Origin of the sequence: Mesorhizobium sp. LHD-90 (genome assembly GCF_030929505.1) — a bacterium.
Lineage (GTDB): Bacteria > Pseudomonadota > Alphaproteobacteria > Rhizobiales > Rhizobiaceae > Kumtagia.
In genome coordinates, this window is sequence record NZ_JAVFVV010000019.1 from 104,310 (window position 1) to 118,398 (window position 14,089).

Below are 14,089 nucleotides of genomic sequence, written 5' to 3' on the forward strand. Positions count from 1 at the left end.
CCTGTCGCCTGGAGCGGCGTGCACAAAGCCCGTGCATGGTTCGAGCCATGCACGGCCGGGCGCGATACGGAAGCGGCGGCGGGGCCTCTATTCGGCGGCCGGCGCGACCTGCTGCGGCGTCTGGGCCGAGGCCTCCGGCAGGGTCACCGGCTCGGACTGCGGTGTGGCGACGCTGGCGACCACCGTCTTGTCGACCTGGCCGGCCTGGGCGGAGCGTTGGTATTCGCAGGCCTGGGCGCTGGAGGCGGCAAGGCCGAAGGCGGCGGCAATCAGCAGTATTCTGGTCATCCGCATGTTCCTCTCTCTAGGCGAGGGAGCAACGCTAACAAAAGGTTGAGCCGGCACCAAATCACGCTTTGCGTGAACGGCAGCCTGTTTTCGGAAGCGGCAGGCTGCCGCCGTCAGCCCTAGAGCGTGTCGCGCCCAATCGGGTTCATTCTGTTTCTCGTTTGGCGGGCGCCCACTTCGTCAGGCCGCTCGGCCGATGAACCACATCGACCTTCTCGACCTTCCTTGTGGATCGCCTCGCCAAACGAGAAACAGAATGAACCCGATTGGGCGCGACACGCTCTAATCGGCGCGCGACACCGTGTAGCCTGCCTTGCGCAGCAGCTCGACCAGTCCTTCCGGTCCCGGCAGGTGCATGGCTCCGACCGCAATGAAGGCGCCGCCGGCATCGACGATCGGCCCGGCACGCTTGGCCATCGTATGGTTGCGCGCGGTGATCATCGCCTTCTCAAACATCACGTCGTTCTCGCCGGAAGGCAGGACCGACCGGAGCAGCGGCCAGACCGTGCCGATCTCGCCTTGCGTATAGAGCACCACCATCGTTTCGATGACATCGTCCATGCGGTCGCCGATCTTCAGCGTGTCGATCAGCCCCCTTATGTGGAACTCGATCGGCAGCGAGGCCATCGCCTCCATCTGCTCCACCGCCGTCTCCAGTCCTTCCAGCCTCTTGCCGCCGGCAATGGCATCCTGCGCCAGCTTGGCGTCGAGCACGGGCGCCCCGCCGGCCTTTCGCTGCAACTCGCAGGCCGGCAGGGAGAGCATGGTGGTGATCACCCAGGGTTTCATCTTGGCGACGCTGGTGGGCGGGATGCCACGTTTTTCCAACGCCTTGTTGACGAAGTCGGCCTCGCCGGCGGGCAGCAGGGAGGCCAGCGTCGTCTGGTCGGTGAACATCATCAGCTCCGGCTTCTGCATGATCGAAGCCATCATCTTCTGCTGGTCCAGCACTTCCGTGGTCTCGATCACGACGGTGCCGGAGGCGTCGTAGGCGGCCTGCGCGGCTGATGTCAGCGTGGTCACGCGCGGATCGGTGACATGCATGGTGCCGAATAGCCAGGACGGCTGGGCATCCGCCTTTTCGATCTTCCACAGCAGGCCTTCGCCATTCGCGACCTTGGCGGCCTCGGCCTCCACGGCGGCGTATTTTGTGGGATCGCTGTGCCGCAGTTCGGCCAGCATGTCCTTGCCGGTGCAGGCGGCGGACTCGGCATTGGCGCGCTCCACCGCCACAGCCAGCGTCAGGGCGAAGGCGAGCAGCAGCAGATGGTTGACCGCTGCCAGCAGCTTGAGCAGCGGCAGCGCGGCGCGGTCGGCGAAAGGGATCCAGCGGGTCATGCCGCGAGACTAGCGGCGAAATGCGGTGAAACCGTTAAATCGCTCGTGAAAACACGCCTTATCGGCTCAAGCCCTCGGATGCGCGGCATCGTAGATTTCGAGCAGCCGCGCGGTGTCGACGCCGGTATAGACCTGCGTGGTCGACAGGCTGGCATGGCCGAGCAGTTCCTGGATGACGCGCAGGTCGCCGCCGCGTCCGAGCAGATGCGTGGCGAAGGAATGGCGCAGCGCGTGCGGCGTCGCCGTGTCCGGCAGGTTGAGCGCGCCGCGCATTTTTCGCATCGCCCGCTGCACGATCGCCGGGTTGAGCGGCCCGCCGCGCGCGCCGCGGAACAAGAGCCCTTTCGGATCGAGATGATAGGGGCACAGGCGCCGGTATTCCGCCACGGCCTGCAGCGCAACCGGCAGCACCGGCGTCAGCCGTGTCTTGCCGCCCTTGCCGGTCACCCGCAACACGCTTTCGCCGGGAGAGGCCAGCACCGAGGCCGAAAGGCCCAGCGCCTCGGAAATCCGCAGGCCGGAGCCGTAAAGCAGCGTCAGCACCGCCGCGTCGCGCGCCGCCACCCATGGTTCCTCAGCCAGTTGCTCCTCGGCCGAGACGACGCGGCGCGCATCCGGCGCGGTCAGCGGCTTAGGCAGCGATTTCGGCTGCTTTGGCGCACGCAGTGCCGCCGCCCCCGCCGCATTGACCAGCCCCTTGCGTTCGAGGAAGCGTAAAAGCGAGCGCACGCCGGCCAGCCCGCGCCCCAGCGTGCGGGCGCCTGCGCCATCCTTGCGCCGCGCGGCCAGATAGGCGCGCAGGTCGGCGGGCCGAAGATTGGCAATGTCGGCGATCCCCGGCGCGCCGCCGTCATGGCCGGTCAGGAACTGAAGGAACTGCCGTGTGTCGCGTTCATATGCCTCGACGGTCAGAGGCGACAGCCGGCGTTCCCTGGCCAGCATCCTCAGCCAGTTTTCACGCGCCGCCTGGAGGTCGGGCCTCGCGGCTATGAGGAATTCCTGCATGACATGATTCCATTGTGCGCAGCATGCTCGCCCGCGGCCGGTTAGCAAGGCGTGAACGGCGCAGTGGCCGAAGGGGGCTCGTCCGACCGATGAGCCGGGCTGGTGCGGCATGGCACAAGATGATGAGCGGACCGCATTTGGTCCAACACCCCTCGTCCGGATCGCTACCGCAGGCGCGTGTCACCATCTGTCAGGATAATTTTCCCAGGAGTTATCCCCCTCCCTCCGACGTGGGCGATAATCCTCGTCGCCTGTGCTGGAAGGAGGCGGTGGCGATGGAGGTAAGTCCGGCGATCGACAAGAACTGGCAGGCGTTGAAGCGCCTGCTGGCCATGCTTGTCGGCATGGCGGAATTGGGCGATGGGATCACCCTGCCGCGCCATCTCCACCGCGCCATTTTGCGGTTGCTGCGACCGGCCGAATCCGCGGCGCGGCGCCTGATCATCGCGGCGGCGCGCGGCATCGTCGTGACCCTGCCGCCGGTGCGCCCGCGCAAGCCGAAGCCTAAGTCCGTGGAGCCCGTCCTGCGCAGCCTCGGCATCGCCGTCACCATGTCGAATGCCGATTTTGCGCGTGCCGAAGCGGCGAAGCGAGCCGCCGCCAGGCGCGCCGCTCGCCCGCGCACCATGAACCTGCCGCTGCTCGATCCGCTGAAGAACCCGTTCCGCATCCGTCGCCGCTACGTGCCCGCACATGCCGTTCCGCGCATCAGGTCGCTCGATGACAGCGCATCCTGCCGCCCCTTGCCTGCGCCGCCATCGCCCGACGATCCGGTCAGCGCATCGCGGCTGGCCCTGCGGCTGGAGGCACTGGGCCGCGCGCTCGACGACCTGCCGGGCCAGGCCAAACGCTTTGCCCGCTGGAAGGCGCGCCACGACGCCGCACGTGCACGGGACAGGCAAGCCCGCGCCGCCGCGGGCACGCAAAACCAGCAACGCCGCGAGGCGGTGCGCTTCAGGCGCATCTCGCCGCTGCGGCGCGGCCGTCCGCCCGGCGGACGGCTGTCGCGCTACGACCCGACCGCGACCCATCCCCGCAACATCCGCGAGATCGACGAAATTCTGGCGCATGCCCACGCGCTCGCCGTCTATGCGCTGGAATCCCCCGACACGTCATGAGACGCCCCGCGTCGTACCCCCACCCCTAACCCCTCCCCACAAGGGGGAGGGGAACTTGCCGGCCGCCATGCCGCGCAAGATCGTCGGCGATTGGGACTACACTGAGATGCCGCCGGGACCTTTGCTGAATCTGTTGGCGAAGCTGACCAAACCAGCTTAGAGCATCTTGCTGGAAACCGGGACCGCGAGCGTGAAAAAGCCTGTCCAGATGGCCGTGATCGGCGCCGCGCACGGCATCCGCGGCGAAGTGCGGGTCAAAACCTTCACCGGCGATCCGCTGGCGCTGGGCGACTACGGGCCGCTGCATGCCGCCGACGGCCGATCCTTCAAGATTCTCGACATCAGGCCGGCGGGCAATGTCGTGGTCGTGCGCTTCAAGGGCATCGCCGACCGCAACGCTGCCGAGGCGCTGAACGGCGTCGAGCTGTTCGTCGACCGTTCGGCGCTGCCCGACGACGGCGAGGACGGGGAATTCTATCACGCCGACCTTGTCGGGCTTGCGGTGCGCGACGAAAACGATGCCATGCTGGGACGGATCACGGCGATCCAGAATTTCGGCGGCGGCGATATTCTTGAGGTCGACCTCGCGGGCTCCAAGGATCTGCTCATCCCGTTCACCCATGCGGCGGTGCCGGTCGTCGACGTCGCGGCCGGTTTTGTCCGCATCGACAGCATTGCCGCCGGCCTTGTCGACGACGGCGAGGAAGGGCCGGCGCCGGAAGGGCAAGCGGGGCAGGGTCGGCGTGGCTTCGACGCGGCGCGGCGGCCGCGCGGGCCGAAGGGCGCCGGGGGCAACCGGTGAGTTTTCACGCCAGCGTGCTGACGCTCTATCCCGAAATGTTCCCGGGGCCGCTTGGCCTGTCGCTCGCCGGGCGGGGGCTGGCGGAAGAGGCATGGTCGCTTGAGACCGTCCAGATCCGCGACTTCGCACTCGACAGGCATCGCAGCGTCGACGACACGCCGGCCGGCGGCGGCGCCGGCATGGTGATGCGCGCCGACGTGCTGGCGCGCGCCATCGACCACGCCTCGCCGCAAGGCGATAGCCGCCCGCGCCTGCTGATGAGCCCGCGCGGACAACCGCTCACCCAGGCGCGCGTGCGCGAGCTGGCTGCCGGCCCTGGCGCCGTGATCCTCTGCGGGCGCTTCGAGGGCGTCGACCAGCGTCTCATCGACACGCGAGGGCTGGAAGAAGTCTCCGTCGGCGATTTTATCCTGTCGGGCGGCGAGCCGGCGGCGATCGTGTTGCTGGACGCCGTGGTGCGGCTGCTGCCGGGCGTCATGGGCAATGCGCAGTCCGGCGACGAGGAGAGTTTCGAGAACAGCCTGCTCGAGCACCCGCATTATACACGGCCGCAAGAGTTCGAGGGCGTGCCCATTCCGGACGTGCTGAACTCGGGCCATCATGCAAAAATCGCAGCCTGGCGGCGCGAGCAGGCGGAGAGACTGACAAAGGAACGGCGGCCGGATCTGATCGCCGCCAGGCCTCAGTCCGTCCAGAAATAATACCCCGCCAACAACAGGCCGACGGCGATGACAAACCCGCGCAGGATGGGCTGCGGCACACGCCTGGCCATCCACACGCCGGCGTAGCCGCCGAGCGCCACGGCCGGGATCATAACGATCGCCTGCGGCCAGGCGATCACGCCGCCGGACACGAACACGACGATGGCCACCGCGGCGATGACGATCGACAGCATGTTCTTCAGCGCGTTCAGCCGATGATAATCGCCGGTCTGGGTGAGGCCGAGCGTGGCCAGCATCATCACACCCATTCCAGCCCCGAAAAAGCCGCCATAGACGGCTGTCACGAACTGGATGATTGCGCCGGGCACGGAGCCGACCGCTGCCGGCTGGCCGGGTTTCGGCTTGGGTTTCAGCCAGGGTCCGGCGGCGAACATCGCGGTCGCCGCGATCAGCAGCCACGGCACCATCGCGCGGAACGACGGGTTGTCGAGCGCCAGCAGGATCAGCGAGCCGGCCAGCGCGCCGATGGCCGAGATCAGCGAGAGCACAAGCGCGCCGCGCCAGAACGTCCTGATGTCGCTCCAGTAGGCGAGCGTCGAGGTGATGTAGCCTGGGAACTGGGCGATCGCGGAGGTCGCATTGGCGGCGATCGGCGGGATGCCGGCCACCGACAGCGCCCCGAAGGTGAGGAACGTGCCCCCGCCCGCCACGGCATTGACCGCGCCGGAGACGAAACCGGCGGCGGCGAGAATCAGTATGTCGGCGAAAGTCATGGCGGGCGGAACTTGTTGGCGGGGTGGCGCAGACGTGTAAGGAACCCGCCACCGCTGCGCAAGCGCCCGGTTCCCGCGAAAAACCTGCGGCGCGGGCGTGACAAGCCGGACATTTTGGTGTATCGCCGCGCACGCAACCGGAAGGACAAACCGACCGGGCCCGTCATAAGGACGGTGAACTCGCCCCTGCTTCTCCTTTCGAGGATCGGCATAGCCGCGCGGCAAATGTGCTGCAAGGCAAGCGTCGGGCGCTCTGGCTGTCGAGAAGCAAGAAGAGGTATTTTGAGATGGACATCATCCGTCAGCTCGAGGCCGAGCAGGCCGCCAAGATCGAAGCCAAGCGCACGCTGCCCGAATTCCAGCCGGGCGACACGGTGCGCGTCCAGGTGCGCGTCACCGAAGGCAGCCGCACCCGTCTGCAGGCCTATGAGGGCGTTGTCATCGCCCGCTCCGGCTCCGGCTTCCAGGAGAATTTCACCGTCCGCAAGATTTCCTACGGCGAAGGCGTGGAGCGCGTGTTCCCGGTTTACTCGCCGATGGTCGAGGGCGTCGAGATCGTGCGCCGCGGCAAGGTGCGCCGCGCCAAGCTGTATTACCTGCGCGACCGCCGCGGCAAGTCGGCCCGCATATCGGAAAACACCGGCGTGCGCGCCCGCAAGTTGAACGACGCCGAGCGCGAGGCGCTGAACGCCGAGAAGGCCAAGCTGGAGGCCGAGAAGGTCGCCGCCGCCCAGGCGCTGGCCGCGGAGAAGAAGGCTGCTGCCGCCGCCGAGTAGGTCTGGCGCAATCTTTCGAAAGAAGGCGGCCGTCGAGCCGCCTTTTTTGTTGGGCCCGGGATCTGCCGCCGGCCTGGCGCGAACGCTGAGGCCGGCGGTCCGGTCATCCCAAATTGATTTGACGATCTCGACGGCCGCCCTACGCTTCGCTGACATCTTCAGACGGAGCAGCGACATGTTGCGAAACGGCATCGGCCGATTCCAGGCCTCCAAAACCCTGCTTGCCGGTATGCTTGCATTGGCGATGGCGGCGCCGGCGTTGGCCCATCACGGCTGGTCGTGGACCGAGGACGGCTTCTTCCAACTGGAAGGCGTCATCCGCGGCATCTATCTCGGCAATCCGCATGCGACGCTCGACGTCGATGTCGAGGGTGAGATCTGGCGCGTCGAACTCGCCCCGCCCTCGGCCACGACGCGCGCCGGCTTCACCGAGGCGTCCGCGAAAGTCGGCGATGAGGTGACTGCCATCGGCAACCGCTCGCGCGATTCCGCCGAGAAGCGCATGAAGGCGGTGCGGCTGACCGTCAACGGCAAGACCTACGACGTCTATCCCAACCGGGTGCCACCGGCCTGACCCGGCGCCGATGGATTTTCTCGTCGCGATCGAGCAGCTTGGCGCCGTCCGGCTGCTGAAGGGGTCGTACTACGCCTACCCGATCGTCAACGCGCTGCACATCGCCTCGATCGGCGTGCTGCTGACGTCCGTCTGGCTGATGGATCTTCGCGTACTCGGCTGGCTGCGGTCGCTTCCGGAAACGGTCTTTCTGCGGCTGCTGCGTCGCGTCGCGCTGGCCGCTTTCCTTTGCGCCGTGGTTACAGGCCTTTTGCTGTTTTCGGTGCGCGCCAGCGAATATGCCACGCTGCCGGTCTTTCTCGCCAAGATGGCGCTGATCGTTCTGGCGGCGTTGAACCTCGTCCTGTTCATCGTGCTCGGCCGCAACCGGCCGGAAGGGCAGGCGCCGGACCGGGGCGAGCGGGCGGCGGCGCTGGCCTCGGCACTGCTATGGACTGGCGTGCTGTTCGCCGGGCGGTTCATCGGCTTCGCCTGAATGGACCCCGCAACTTCGCTGCAGGCGGGCTGCCTTGATCGGGGCTGTGTTCGGCAGGCAATCCGCGTTGTCGACCTTCACGCGAAGACGACCAGCAGATCCTTTGCATCGATCTGGTCGCCGGTCTTCACCAGCACCTCGGCGACGGTGCCGTCGCGCTCGGCGTGCATGGCCGTCTCCATCTTCATCGCCTCGATGGAGAGCAGCACGTCGCCGGCCTTCACGGCCTGCCCGGCAGTGACTGCGAGTGTCGAGATCACCCCCGGCATCGGCGCGCCGACATGCGCGTCGTTGCCCGGCTCAGCCTTGCGGCGGGCCTTGCCGTTCGAGGCGCCATGCGCCCGGTCCGGAACCTTGGCGCGTCGCGGCTGGCCGTTGATCTCGAAGAAGACGGTGACCATGCCCTTTTCGTTGACGTCGCCGATGGCGAGACAGCGGATGACCAGCGTCTTGCCCTTCTCGATGTCGACGAAGATCTCGTCCTCGGCCTTCATGCCGTAAAAATAGACCGGTGTCGGCAGCACGCTAACCGGGCCGTAGACGTCCTGCGCGGCGGCGAAGTCGGAAAAAACCTTCGGATACATCAACCAGGATGCGAACTCCTGCTCGCTGAGCTTGCGGCCGAGCTTTTCCTCGATCTCCTTGCGGCTCTTCTTTAGATTGGCTGCCTTGAGCAGCGAACCGGGACGCACGGTGATCGGCTTATCGCCCTTCAGCGCCTTCTTCTGCAGGGCTGCCGGCCAGCCGCCGGGCGACTGGCCGAGGTCGCCGCGCAGAATGGAGACGACCGAATCCGGGAAGGCGATGTCCTTGGCCGGGTTCTCGACATCGGCGACGGTCAGATCCTGGCTGACCATCATCAGCGCCATGTCGCCGACCACCTTGGAAGACGGCGTGACCTTGACGATGTCGCCGAACATAAGATTGACGTCGTGGTACGCCTGCGCGACCTCGTGCCAGCGGGTTTCAAGCCCGAGCGAGCGCGCCTGTTCCTTGAGGTTGGTGAACTGGCCGCCGGGCATCTCGTGCAGGTAGACTTCCGAGGCCGGGCCCTTGAGGTCGCTTTCGAAGGCGGCGTACTGGTTGCGCACTGCTTCCCAATAGAAGGAGATGCGGCGGATCCATTCGGTGTCGAGGCCGGGGTCGCGCTCGGAACCCTTCAGCGCCTCGACGATCGAGCCCAGGCAAGGCTGCGAGGTGTTGCCTGAGAAGGAATCCATCGCCGCGTCGACCGCGTCGACGCCGCTGTCGATCGCCGCCAGCACCGTTGCGGCCGACAGGCCGGAGGTGTCGTGCGTGTGGAAATGGATCGGCAAGTCGGTTTCTTCCCGCAGCGCCTTGAACAGCACGCGCGCCGCAGCGGGCTTCAGCAATCCGGCCATGTCCTTGACCGCCAGAATATGCGCGCCGGCTTTTTCGAGTTCCTTGGCGAGGCCGACATAATATTTCAGATCGTATTTGGCGCGGGCCGGATCGGCGATGTCGCCGGTGTAGCACATGGCGGCTTCGCAGAGCTTTCCCTCGGCGCCGACCGCGTCCATGGCGACGCGCATGTTCTCGACCCAGTTCAGGCAGTCGAACACGCGGAAGAGATCGATGCCGCCTTCCGCCGCCTGTCTGACAAAATGCTGGACGACATTGTCGGGATAATTGGTGTAGCCGACGCCGTTGGCGCCGCGCAGCAGCATCTGCAACAGCAGGTTGGGCGCCGCCTCGCGCACCAGCGACAGGCGTTCCCAAGGGTCTTCCGTCAGGAAGCGCATGGCGACGTCGAAGGTGGCGCCACCCCAGCATTCGAGCGACAGCAGTTGCGGCAGGGCGCGGGCATAAGTACCGGCGATTCCCGCGATGTCATAAGTGCGCACGCGGGTGGCCAGCAGCGACTGGTGGCCGTCGCGCATGGTGGTGTCGGTGACCAGCACCTGCTTCTCACCGCGCATCCACGCGGCGAATTTTTCCGGGCCGAGGGCGTCCAATCTCTGCTTCGTACCGTCGGCGATCGGCCTGTCGAGGTAGGGGACGGTCGGCGGGGCGGCGTCGACCTTGGGCGTCGGGCGGCCGCGCGTCTCCGGGTGGCCGTTGACGGTGACGTCGGCCAGGTAGTTCAGCAGCTTCGTCGCGCGGTCCTGCCGCTTCACCTGCGCGAACAGTTCCGGCGTCGAGTCGATGAAACGTGTCGTATAGGAATTGTCGCGGAAGGACGGGTGATTGATGATCGCTTCGAGGAAGGTGAGGTTGGTCGCCACGCCGCGGATGCGGAACTCGCGCAGCGCGCGGTTCATGCGGGCGATGCCCTCCTGCGGCGTCGGCGCCCAGGCGGTCACCTTTTCCAGCAGCGGGTCGTAGAAGCGGGTGATGACCGCACCCGAATAGGCGGTGCCGCCGTCCAGCCTTATGCCGAAGCCGGTGGCGCCGCGATAGGCAGTGATGCGGCCATAATCCGGGATGAAGTTCTGCTCGGGGTCTTCCGTGGTGATGCGGCATTGCAAGGCATGGCCATTGAGGCGGATGTCCTTCTGCGCCGGGACCCCGGACTCCGGCGTGCCGATGGCAAAGCCGTCGAGGATGTGGATCTGCGCCTTGACGATGTCGATGCCGGTCACCTGCTCGGTGACGGTATGCTCGACCTGGATGCGCGGATTGACCTCGATGAAATAGAACTTTCCGGTGTCGGCGTCCTGCAGGAACTCCACCGTGCCGGCGCCGATATAGCTGGTCTCGTTGGCGAGCTTGAGCGCATATCCGCACAATTCGTCGCGAAGTTCCTGGCTGAGATAGGGTGCCGGGGCGCGCTCGACGACCTTCTGGTTGCGGCGCTGGATCGAGCAGTCGCGTTCGAACAGGTGGACGGCGTTGCCGTGGGTGTCGCCGAGGATCTGCACCTCGACATGGCGGGCGCGCTCGATCAGCTTCTCGAGATAGACCTCGTCCTTGCCGAAGGCGGCTTTCGCCTCGCGCTTACCCTCGGTGACCTCTCGGAGGAGATCGGCTTCGCTGCGGATGGCGCGCATGCCACGTCCGCCGCCGCCCCAGGAGGCTTTCAGCATCACGGGATAACCGACCCCGGCCGCCAGTTTCTTGATAGCTTCCGGATCGTCCGGCAGCGGGTCGGTCGCCGGCACGACCGGCACGCCGACCTCGATGGCGAGGTTACGCGCCGCGACCTTGTTGCCCAGCCGGCGCATGGTCTCCGGCTTCGGGCCGATGAAGGTGATGCCGTTCTCGGCGCAGGCTTCCGCGAATTCCGGGCTTTCAGACAGCAGGCCGTAGCCGGGATGGATGGCGTCGGCGCCGGACAGTTTCGCGACGCGCATCACTTCCTCGATCGACAGGTAGCTCTCGATCGGCCCCATGTCGCGCGACAGATGCGGACCGCGGCCGACCTGGTAGCTCTCGTCGGCCTTGAAGCGATGCAGCGAATATTTGTCTTCTTCCGCCCAGATCGCCACCGTTTTCAGGCCGAGCTCGTTGGCCGCGCGGAAGACGCGGATGGCGATTTCGGACCGGTTGGCGACGAGAATCCTGGTGATCGGCAAGGACACGCTCCAAGGACAGGGAGGCTGACGCTTATCCTGCTTAGCGCATTATTTGTGCACTGCAAACTAAAATGGCATGCGACTGGCGACGTCGGCTTTCGACCTTCGACGGGGGCGGTTCTCAAGGCCGGTCCCAGCCGTGTAGCGTGCGCGCGAAGCAATTTTGGAGACAAGGCAAGTGTCGGCATTGTTCGCGCGGTTGGTCGCCTGGTTCGGGGCGCTCCTGATCCTCTGGCGGGGTCAGGACGGCCGGCAGGTAAAGCAGGCATTTGGGGCGTCGCCGGCCATCCCGCAGGCAAAGGCACAGGGCATTCCGACACTCAAGATGCCGACGGCCAGGGGTTGGAGCGACGGCCAGAAGCCGGTCGCGGCGCCTGGCCTCAAGGTCAACGCCTTCGCGGCGGGGCTGAAGCATCCGCGCTGGCTGCAGGTACTGCCGAACGGCGACGTGCTGACGGCCGAAGCGCTCAGCGTGCCGGGCGGCATCAAGACGGTGTTCGACTATGCGATGGTTAGCACCATGCGGCGCGCCGCGGCTGTCGGCGAGAGCCCGAACCGCGTCACCCTGCTACGCGACGCGGACGGCGACGGCGTCGCGGAAACGCGGCAAGTCTTTCTCGACGGGCTCAACCAGCCCTTCGGCATGGCCCTGCTCGGCGACACCCTTTACGTCGGCAACACCGACGCGCTGGTCTCGTTCCCGTATCGGGCCGGGCAGTCCCGCATCGATGCGCCGGGCAAGAAGCTCGCCTCCTTCAAGCCGGGCGGGCACTGGACGCGCAGCCTGCTGCCGAGCCCCGACGGCGAAAAGATCTATGTCGGTGTAGGCTCACTGACCAACATTGCCGACGAAGGCATGGCGGCCGAGGATGGGCGGGCGGCGATCCATGAATTCGACGTGGCGAGCGGCACGACGCGCATCTTTGCCTCGGGCCTGCGCAATCCGGTCGGTCTTGCCTGGGAGCCAACAACCGGCGCGCTATGGACGGTTGTCAATGAACGTGACGCGCTGGGCGACGAGACGCCGCCGGATTATCTCACCTCGGTGCGCGACGGCGGGTTCTACGGCTGGCCTTATTGCTACTGGGGGCAGACGGTCGACGACCGCGTGCCGCAGCACCCGGCGATGGTGGCGAAGGCGGTCCGGCCGGATTTCGCGCTGGGCGGGCATACGGCGTCGCTCGGCCTGTGCTGGCTTCCGGCCGGCACGCTGCCGGGCTTTCCGGACGGCATGGTCGTCGGCCAGCACGGTTCGTGGAACCGCAGCACCTTGAGCGGCTACAAGGTCATCTTCGTGCCGTTCACAGACGGTCAGCCATCGGGGCCGCCGCGCGACATCTTGAGCGGGTTTTTGTCGCCCGACGAGAAGGCCTCCTACGGTCGCCCCGTCGGCGTGGCGATCGGCCCGGACGGATCGCTGCTGGTTGCGGACGACGTCGGCGACGTGATCTGGCGCGTCACTGGCGCATAGCCGGTTTCACGAGTGCTCCTCACCGCCCCACCCGTCGGTCGTGCGGCCTTTGCCTCGCGGGAACGAAAACGGCTCCTGTGCCACCAAAAAAAGATGCCCGGCGCGCGCGCCGGGCATCTGAAATCAAGCTTGGCCGAAAGGCTTACGACTGCGGCTTGTAGGTGTACTTGCCGTCGTCGCCCTTGACCCACTCGTACATGACGTAGCCAGGCAGCTTGGGGTCGCCCTTCTCGTCGAAGGACATTTCGCCGAGCACGGTCGGGAACGGCGCGGAGGCCTTCAGGGCCTTGGCGACTTCCTGCGCGTCGAGCGAATTGGCAGCCTTGGCGCCGTGGACCAGCGACTGGACGGCGGCGTAGGAGTAGAGCGTATAGGCTTCCGGGTTGAAGCCGGCGGCCTTGAACTTCTCGACGAGTTCCTTGTTGGCCGGGTTCAGCGTCGGATCCGGACCGAAGGTGTTGAGCGTGCCGGCAACCGCGTCGCCGGCGATCGAGGCCAGTTCGTTCGACACGATGCCGTCGCCCGACACCAGCGTCGCCTTCAGGCCCTGGTCCGCCGCCTGGCGGATGATCAGGCCGGCTTCGGTGTGCAGGCCGCCCCAATAAACGATCGAGACGCCAGCCTCCTTCATCTTGCCGATGAGGGCCGAGAAGTCCTTGTCGCCGACGTTGACGCCTTCATACATGACTTCGTTGACGCCGGCAGCGTTCGCCGCCTTCTTGGTTTCGTCGGCGAGGCCCTGGCCATAGGGCGTCTTGTCGTGGATGATGGCGATCTTGGCATCCTTGAACTTGGCTGCCAGATAGGCGCCGGCGACCGAACCCTGCTGGTCGTCGCGGCCGCAGGTGCGGAACACGTTCCACAGGCCGCGCTCGGTGAAGACCGGGTTGGTGGCGGCAGGCGTGATCTCGAGGATGCCGTTCTCGGCATAGACTTCCGAGGCCGGGATCGAGACGCCCGAGTTGAAGTGGCCGACCACAAACTTGACGCCGTCGGCGACGAACTTGTTGGCGACCGAGATGCCCTGCTTCGGATCGGAGACGTCGTCGCCGACGACGATCTTGATCTGCTCGCCATTCATGCCGCCCGCGGCGTTGATGTCCGCGGCTGCCTGCTCGGCGCCCTTCTGGAGCTGCGCTCCGAAAGCGGCGTTCGGGCCGGTGACCGGGCCGGCCACGCCGATGACAACGTCCGCCCAGGCGCTGCCGCCGAACGCCATCAAGGCGGTCAGGGCAACGGCGGACAAGAGAGATTTCTTCATTTAAACGCTC

The 14,089-nt window shown here is 66.4% G+C and carries 13 protein-coding genes; 7 read left to right on the top strand and 6 right to left on the bottom strand.

All coding sequences use genetic code 11. From position 1 onward, the window contains the following. Positions 1–87 precede the first annotated feature (87 nt). From RB623_RS23795 to RB623_RS23805, 3 genes are all read right to left on the bottom strand, one after another. Complete coding sequence (locus RB623_RS23795; RefSeq protein ID WP_308059520.1) at positions 88–288, bottom strand: hypothetical protein; 201 nt, start codon at positions 286–288, stop codon at positions 88–90. A 282-nt stretch (positions 289–570) separates the two neighbouring features. Continuing rightward, the gene (locus RB623_RS23800; protein ID WP_308059521.1) at positions 571–1,626 is read right to left on the bottom strand and encodes a TraB/GumN family protein; all 1,056 of its coding nucleotides are present in this window, start codon (positions 1,624–1,626) and stop codon (positions 571–573) included. A gap of 66 nt (positions 1,627–1,692) precedes the next feature. Beyond that, positions 1,693–2,631 carry a tyrosine recombinase XerC gene (locus RB623_RS23805; protein ID WP_308059522.1) on the bottom strand — a complete coding sequence of 313 codons (939 nt, stop codon included), beginning with the start codon at positions 2,629–2,631 and terminating at the stop codon, positions 1,693–1,695. A 275-nt stretch (positions 2,632–2,906) separates the two neighbouring features. On the opposite strand from RB623_RS23805, the gene RB623_RS23810 reads away from it, so the two are divergent. From RB623_RS23810 to trmD, 3 genes are all read left to right on the top strand, one after another. Then, positions 2,907–3,749, top strand: a complete 843-nt coding sequence (locus tag RB623_RS23810) for a hypothetical protein (RefSeq protein WP_308059523.1) — start codon at positions 2,907–2,909, stop codon at positions 3,747–3,749. 208 nt (positions 3,750–3,957) lie between these two features. Next, positions 3,958–4,551, top strand: coding sequence for a ribosome maturation factor RimM (gene rimM, locus RB623_RS23815; protein ID WP_308059566.1), 594 nt, complete (start codon positions 3,958–3,960; stop codon positions 4,549–4,551). Continuing rightward, the gene (gene trmD / locus RB623_RS23820; protein WP_308059524.1) at positions 4,548–5,252 is read left to right on the top strand and encodes a tRNA (guanosine(37)-N1)-methyltransferase TrmD; all 705 of its coding nucleotides are present in this window, start codon (positions 4,548–4,550) and stop codon (positions 5,250–5,252) included. The genes rimM and trmD overlap by 4 nt, the downstream gene beginning before the upstream one ends. On the opposite strand, the gene RB623_RS23825 is transcribed toward trmD, so the two are convergent. Beyond that, positions 5,234–5,986: a sulfite exporter TauE/SafE family protein gene (locus tag RB623_RS23825; RefSeq protein WP_308059525.1), complete on the bottom strand. Its 753-nt coding sequence runs from the start codon at positions 5,984–5,986 to the stop codon at positions 5,234–5,236. The two genes, trmD and RB623_RS23825, sit on opposite strands and share 19 nt — an antisense overlap. A 287-nt stretch (positions 5,987–6,273) precedes the next feature. Here RB623_RS23825 and rplS point away from each other — a divergent pair, with 287 nt between their 5' ends. The 3 genes from rplS to RB623_RS23840 all read left to right on the top strand — a co-directional run bounded on the left by rplS (position 6,274) and on the right by RB623_RS23840 (position 7,811). Then, the gene (gene rplS, locus RB623_RS23830) at positions 6,274–6,762 is read left to right on the top strand and encodes a 50S ribosomal protein L19 (protein ID WP_308059526.1); all 489 of its coding nucleotides are present in this window, start codon (positions 6,274–6,276) and stop codon (positions 6,760–6,762) included. A gap of 175 nt (positions 6,763–6,937) precedes the next feature. Then, the gene (locus RB623_RS23835) at positions 6,938–7,336 is read left to right on the top strand and encodes a DUF6152 family protein (RefSeq protein ID WP_374121733.1); all 399 of its coding nucleotides are present in this window, start codon (positions 6,938–6,940) and stop codon (positions 7,334–7,336) included. A 10-nt stretch (positions 7,337–7,346) separates the two neighbouring features. Beyond that, a complete protein-coding gene (locus RB623_RS23840) occupies positions 7,347–7,811 on the top strand; it encodes a DUF6644 family protein (protein WP_308059527.1) in 465 nt (154 codons plus the stop codon). A 77-nt stretch (positions 7,812–7,888) separates the two neighbouring features. Here the strand turns inward: RB623_RS23840 and pyc are convergent, their stop codons facing one another. Beyond that, positions 7,889–11,347, bottom strand: a complete 3,459-nt coding sequence (gene pyc / locus RB623_RS23845) for a pyruvate carboxylase (protein ID WP_308059529.1) — start codon at positions 11,345–11,347, stop codon at positions 7,889–7,891. Between the two features lie 178 nt (positions 11,348–11,525). Here pyc and RB623_RS23850 point away from each other — a divergent pair, with 178 nt between their 5' ends. Next, positions 11,526–12,818 (top strand): sorbosone dehydrogenase family protein, encoded by a 1,293-nt coding sequence (locus tag RB623_RS23850; protein WP_308059530.1) that lies wholly within the window; start codon positions 11,526–11,528, stop codon positions 12,816–12,818. A 142-nt stretch (positions 12,819–12,960) separates the two neighbouring features. Here the strand turns inward: RB623_RS23850 and RB623_RS23855 are convergent, their stop codons facing one another. After that, the gene (locus tag RB623_RS23855; protein ID WP_308059531.1) at positions 12,961–14,079 is read right to left on the bottom strand and encodes a branched-chain amino acid ABC transporter substrate-binding protein; all 1,119 of its coding nucleotides are present in this window, start codon (positions 14,077–14,079) and stop codon (positions 12,961–12,963) included. Positions 14,080–14,089 lie beyond the last annotated feature (10 nt).

What these genes read in the sequence shown, in the direction of transcription:
- rplS (WP_308059526.1), top strand. Translation starts at nt 6,274, where the DNA reads ATGGACATCATCCGTCAGCTCGAGGCCGAGCAGGCCGCCAAGATCGAA.
- RB623_RS23800 (WP_308059521.1), bottom strand. Translation starts at nt 1,626, where the DNA reads ATGACCCGCTGGATCCCTTTCGCCGACCGCGCCGCGCTGCCGCTGCTC.
- rimM (WP_308059566.1), top strand. Translation starts at nt 3,958, where the DNA reads ATGGCCGTGATCGGCGCCGCGCACGGCATCCGCGGCGAAGTGCGGGTC.
- RB623_RS23805 (WP_308059522.1), bottom strand. Translation starts at nt 2,631, where the DNA reads ATGCAGGAATTCCTCATAGCCGCGAGGCCCGACCTCCAGGCGGCGCGT.
- RB623_RS23795 (WP_308059520.1), bottom strand. Translation starts at nt 288, where the DNA reads ATGACCAGAATACTGCTGATTGCCGCCGCCTTCGGCCTTGCCGCCTCC.
- RB623_RS23810 (WP_308059523.1), top strand. Translation starts at nt 2,907, where the DNA reads ATGGAGGTAAGTCCGGCGATCGACAAGAACTGGCAGGCGTTGAAGCGC.
- RB623_RS23855 (WP_308059531.1), bottom strand. Translation starts at nt 14,079, where the DNA reads ATGAAGAAATCTCTCTTGTCCGCCGTTGCCCTGACCGCCTTGATGGCG.
- RB623_RS23825 (WP_308059525.1), bottom strand. Translation starts at nt 5,986, where the DNA reads ATGACTTTCGCCGACATACTGATTCTCGCCGCCGCCGGTTTCGTCTCC.
- RB623_RS23835 (WP_374121733.1), top strand. Translation starts at nt 6,938, where the DNA reads ATGTTGCGAAACGGCATCGGCCGATTCCAGGCCTCCAAAACCCTGCTT.
- RB623_RS23840 (WP_308059527.1), top strand. Translation starts at nt 7,347, where the DNA reads ATGGATTTTCTCGTCGCGATCGAGCAGCTTGGCGCCGTCCGGCTGCTG.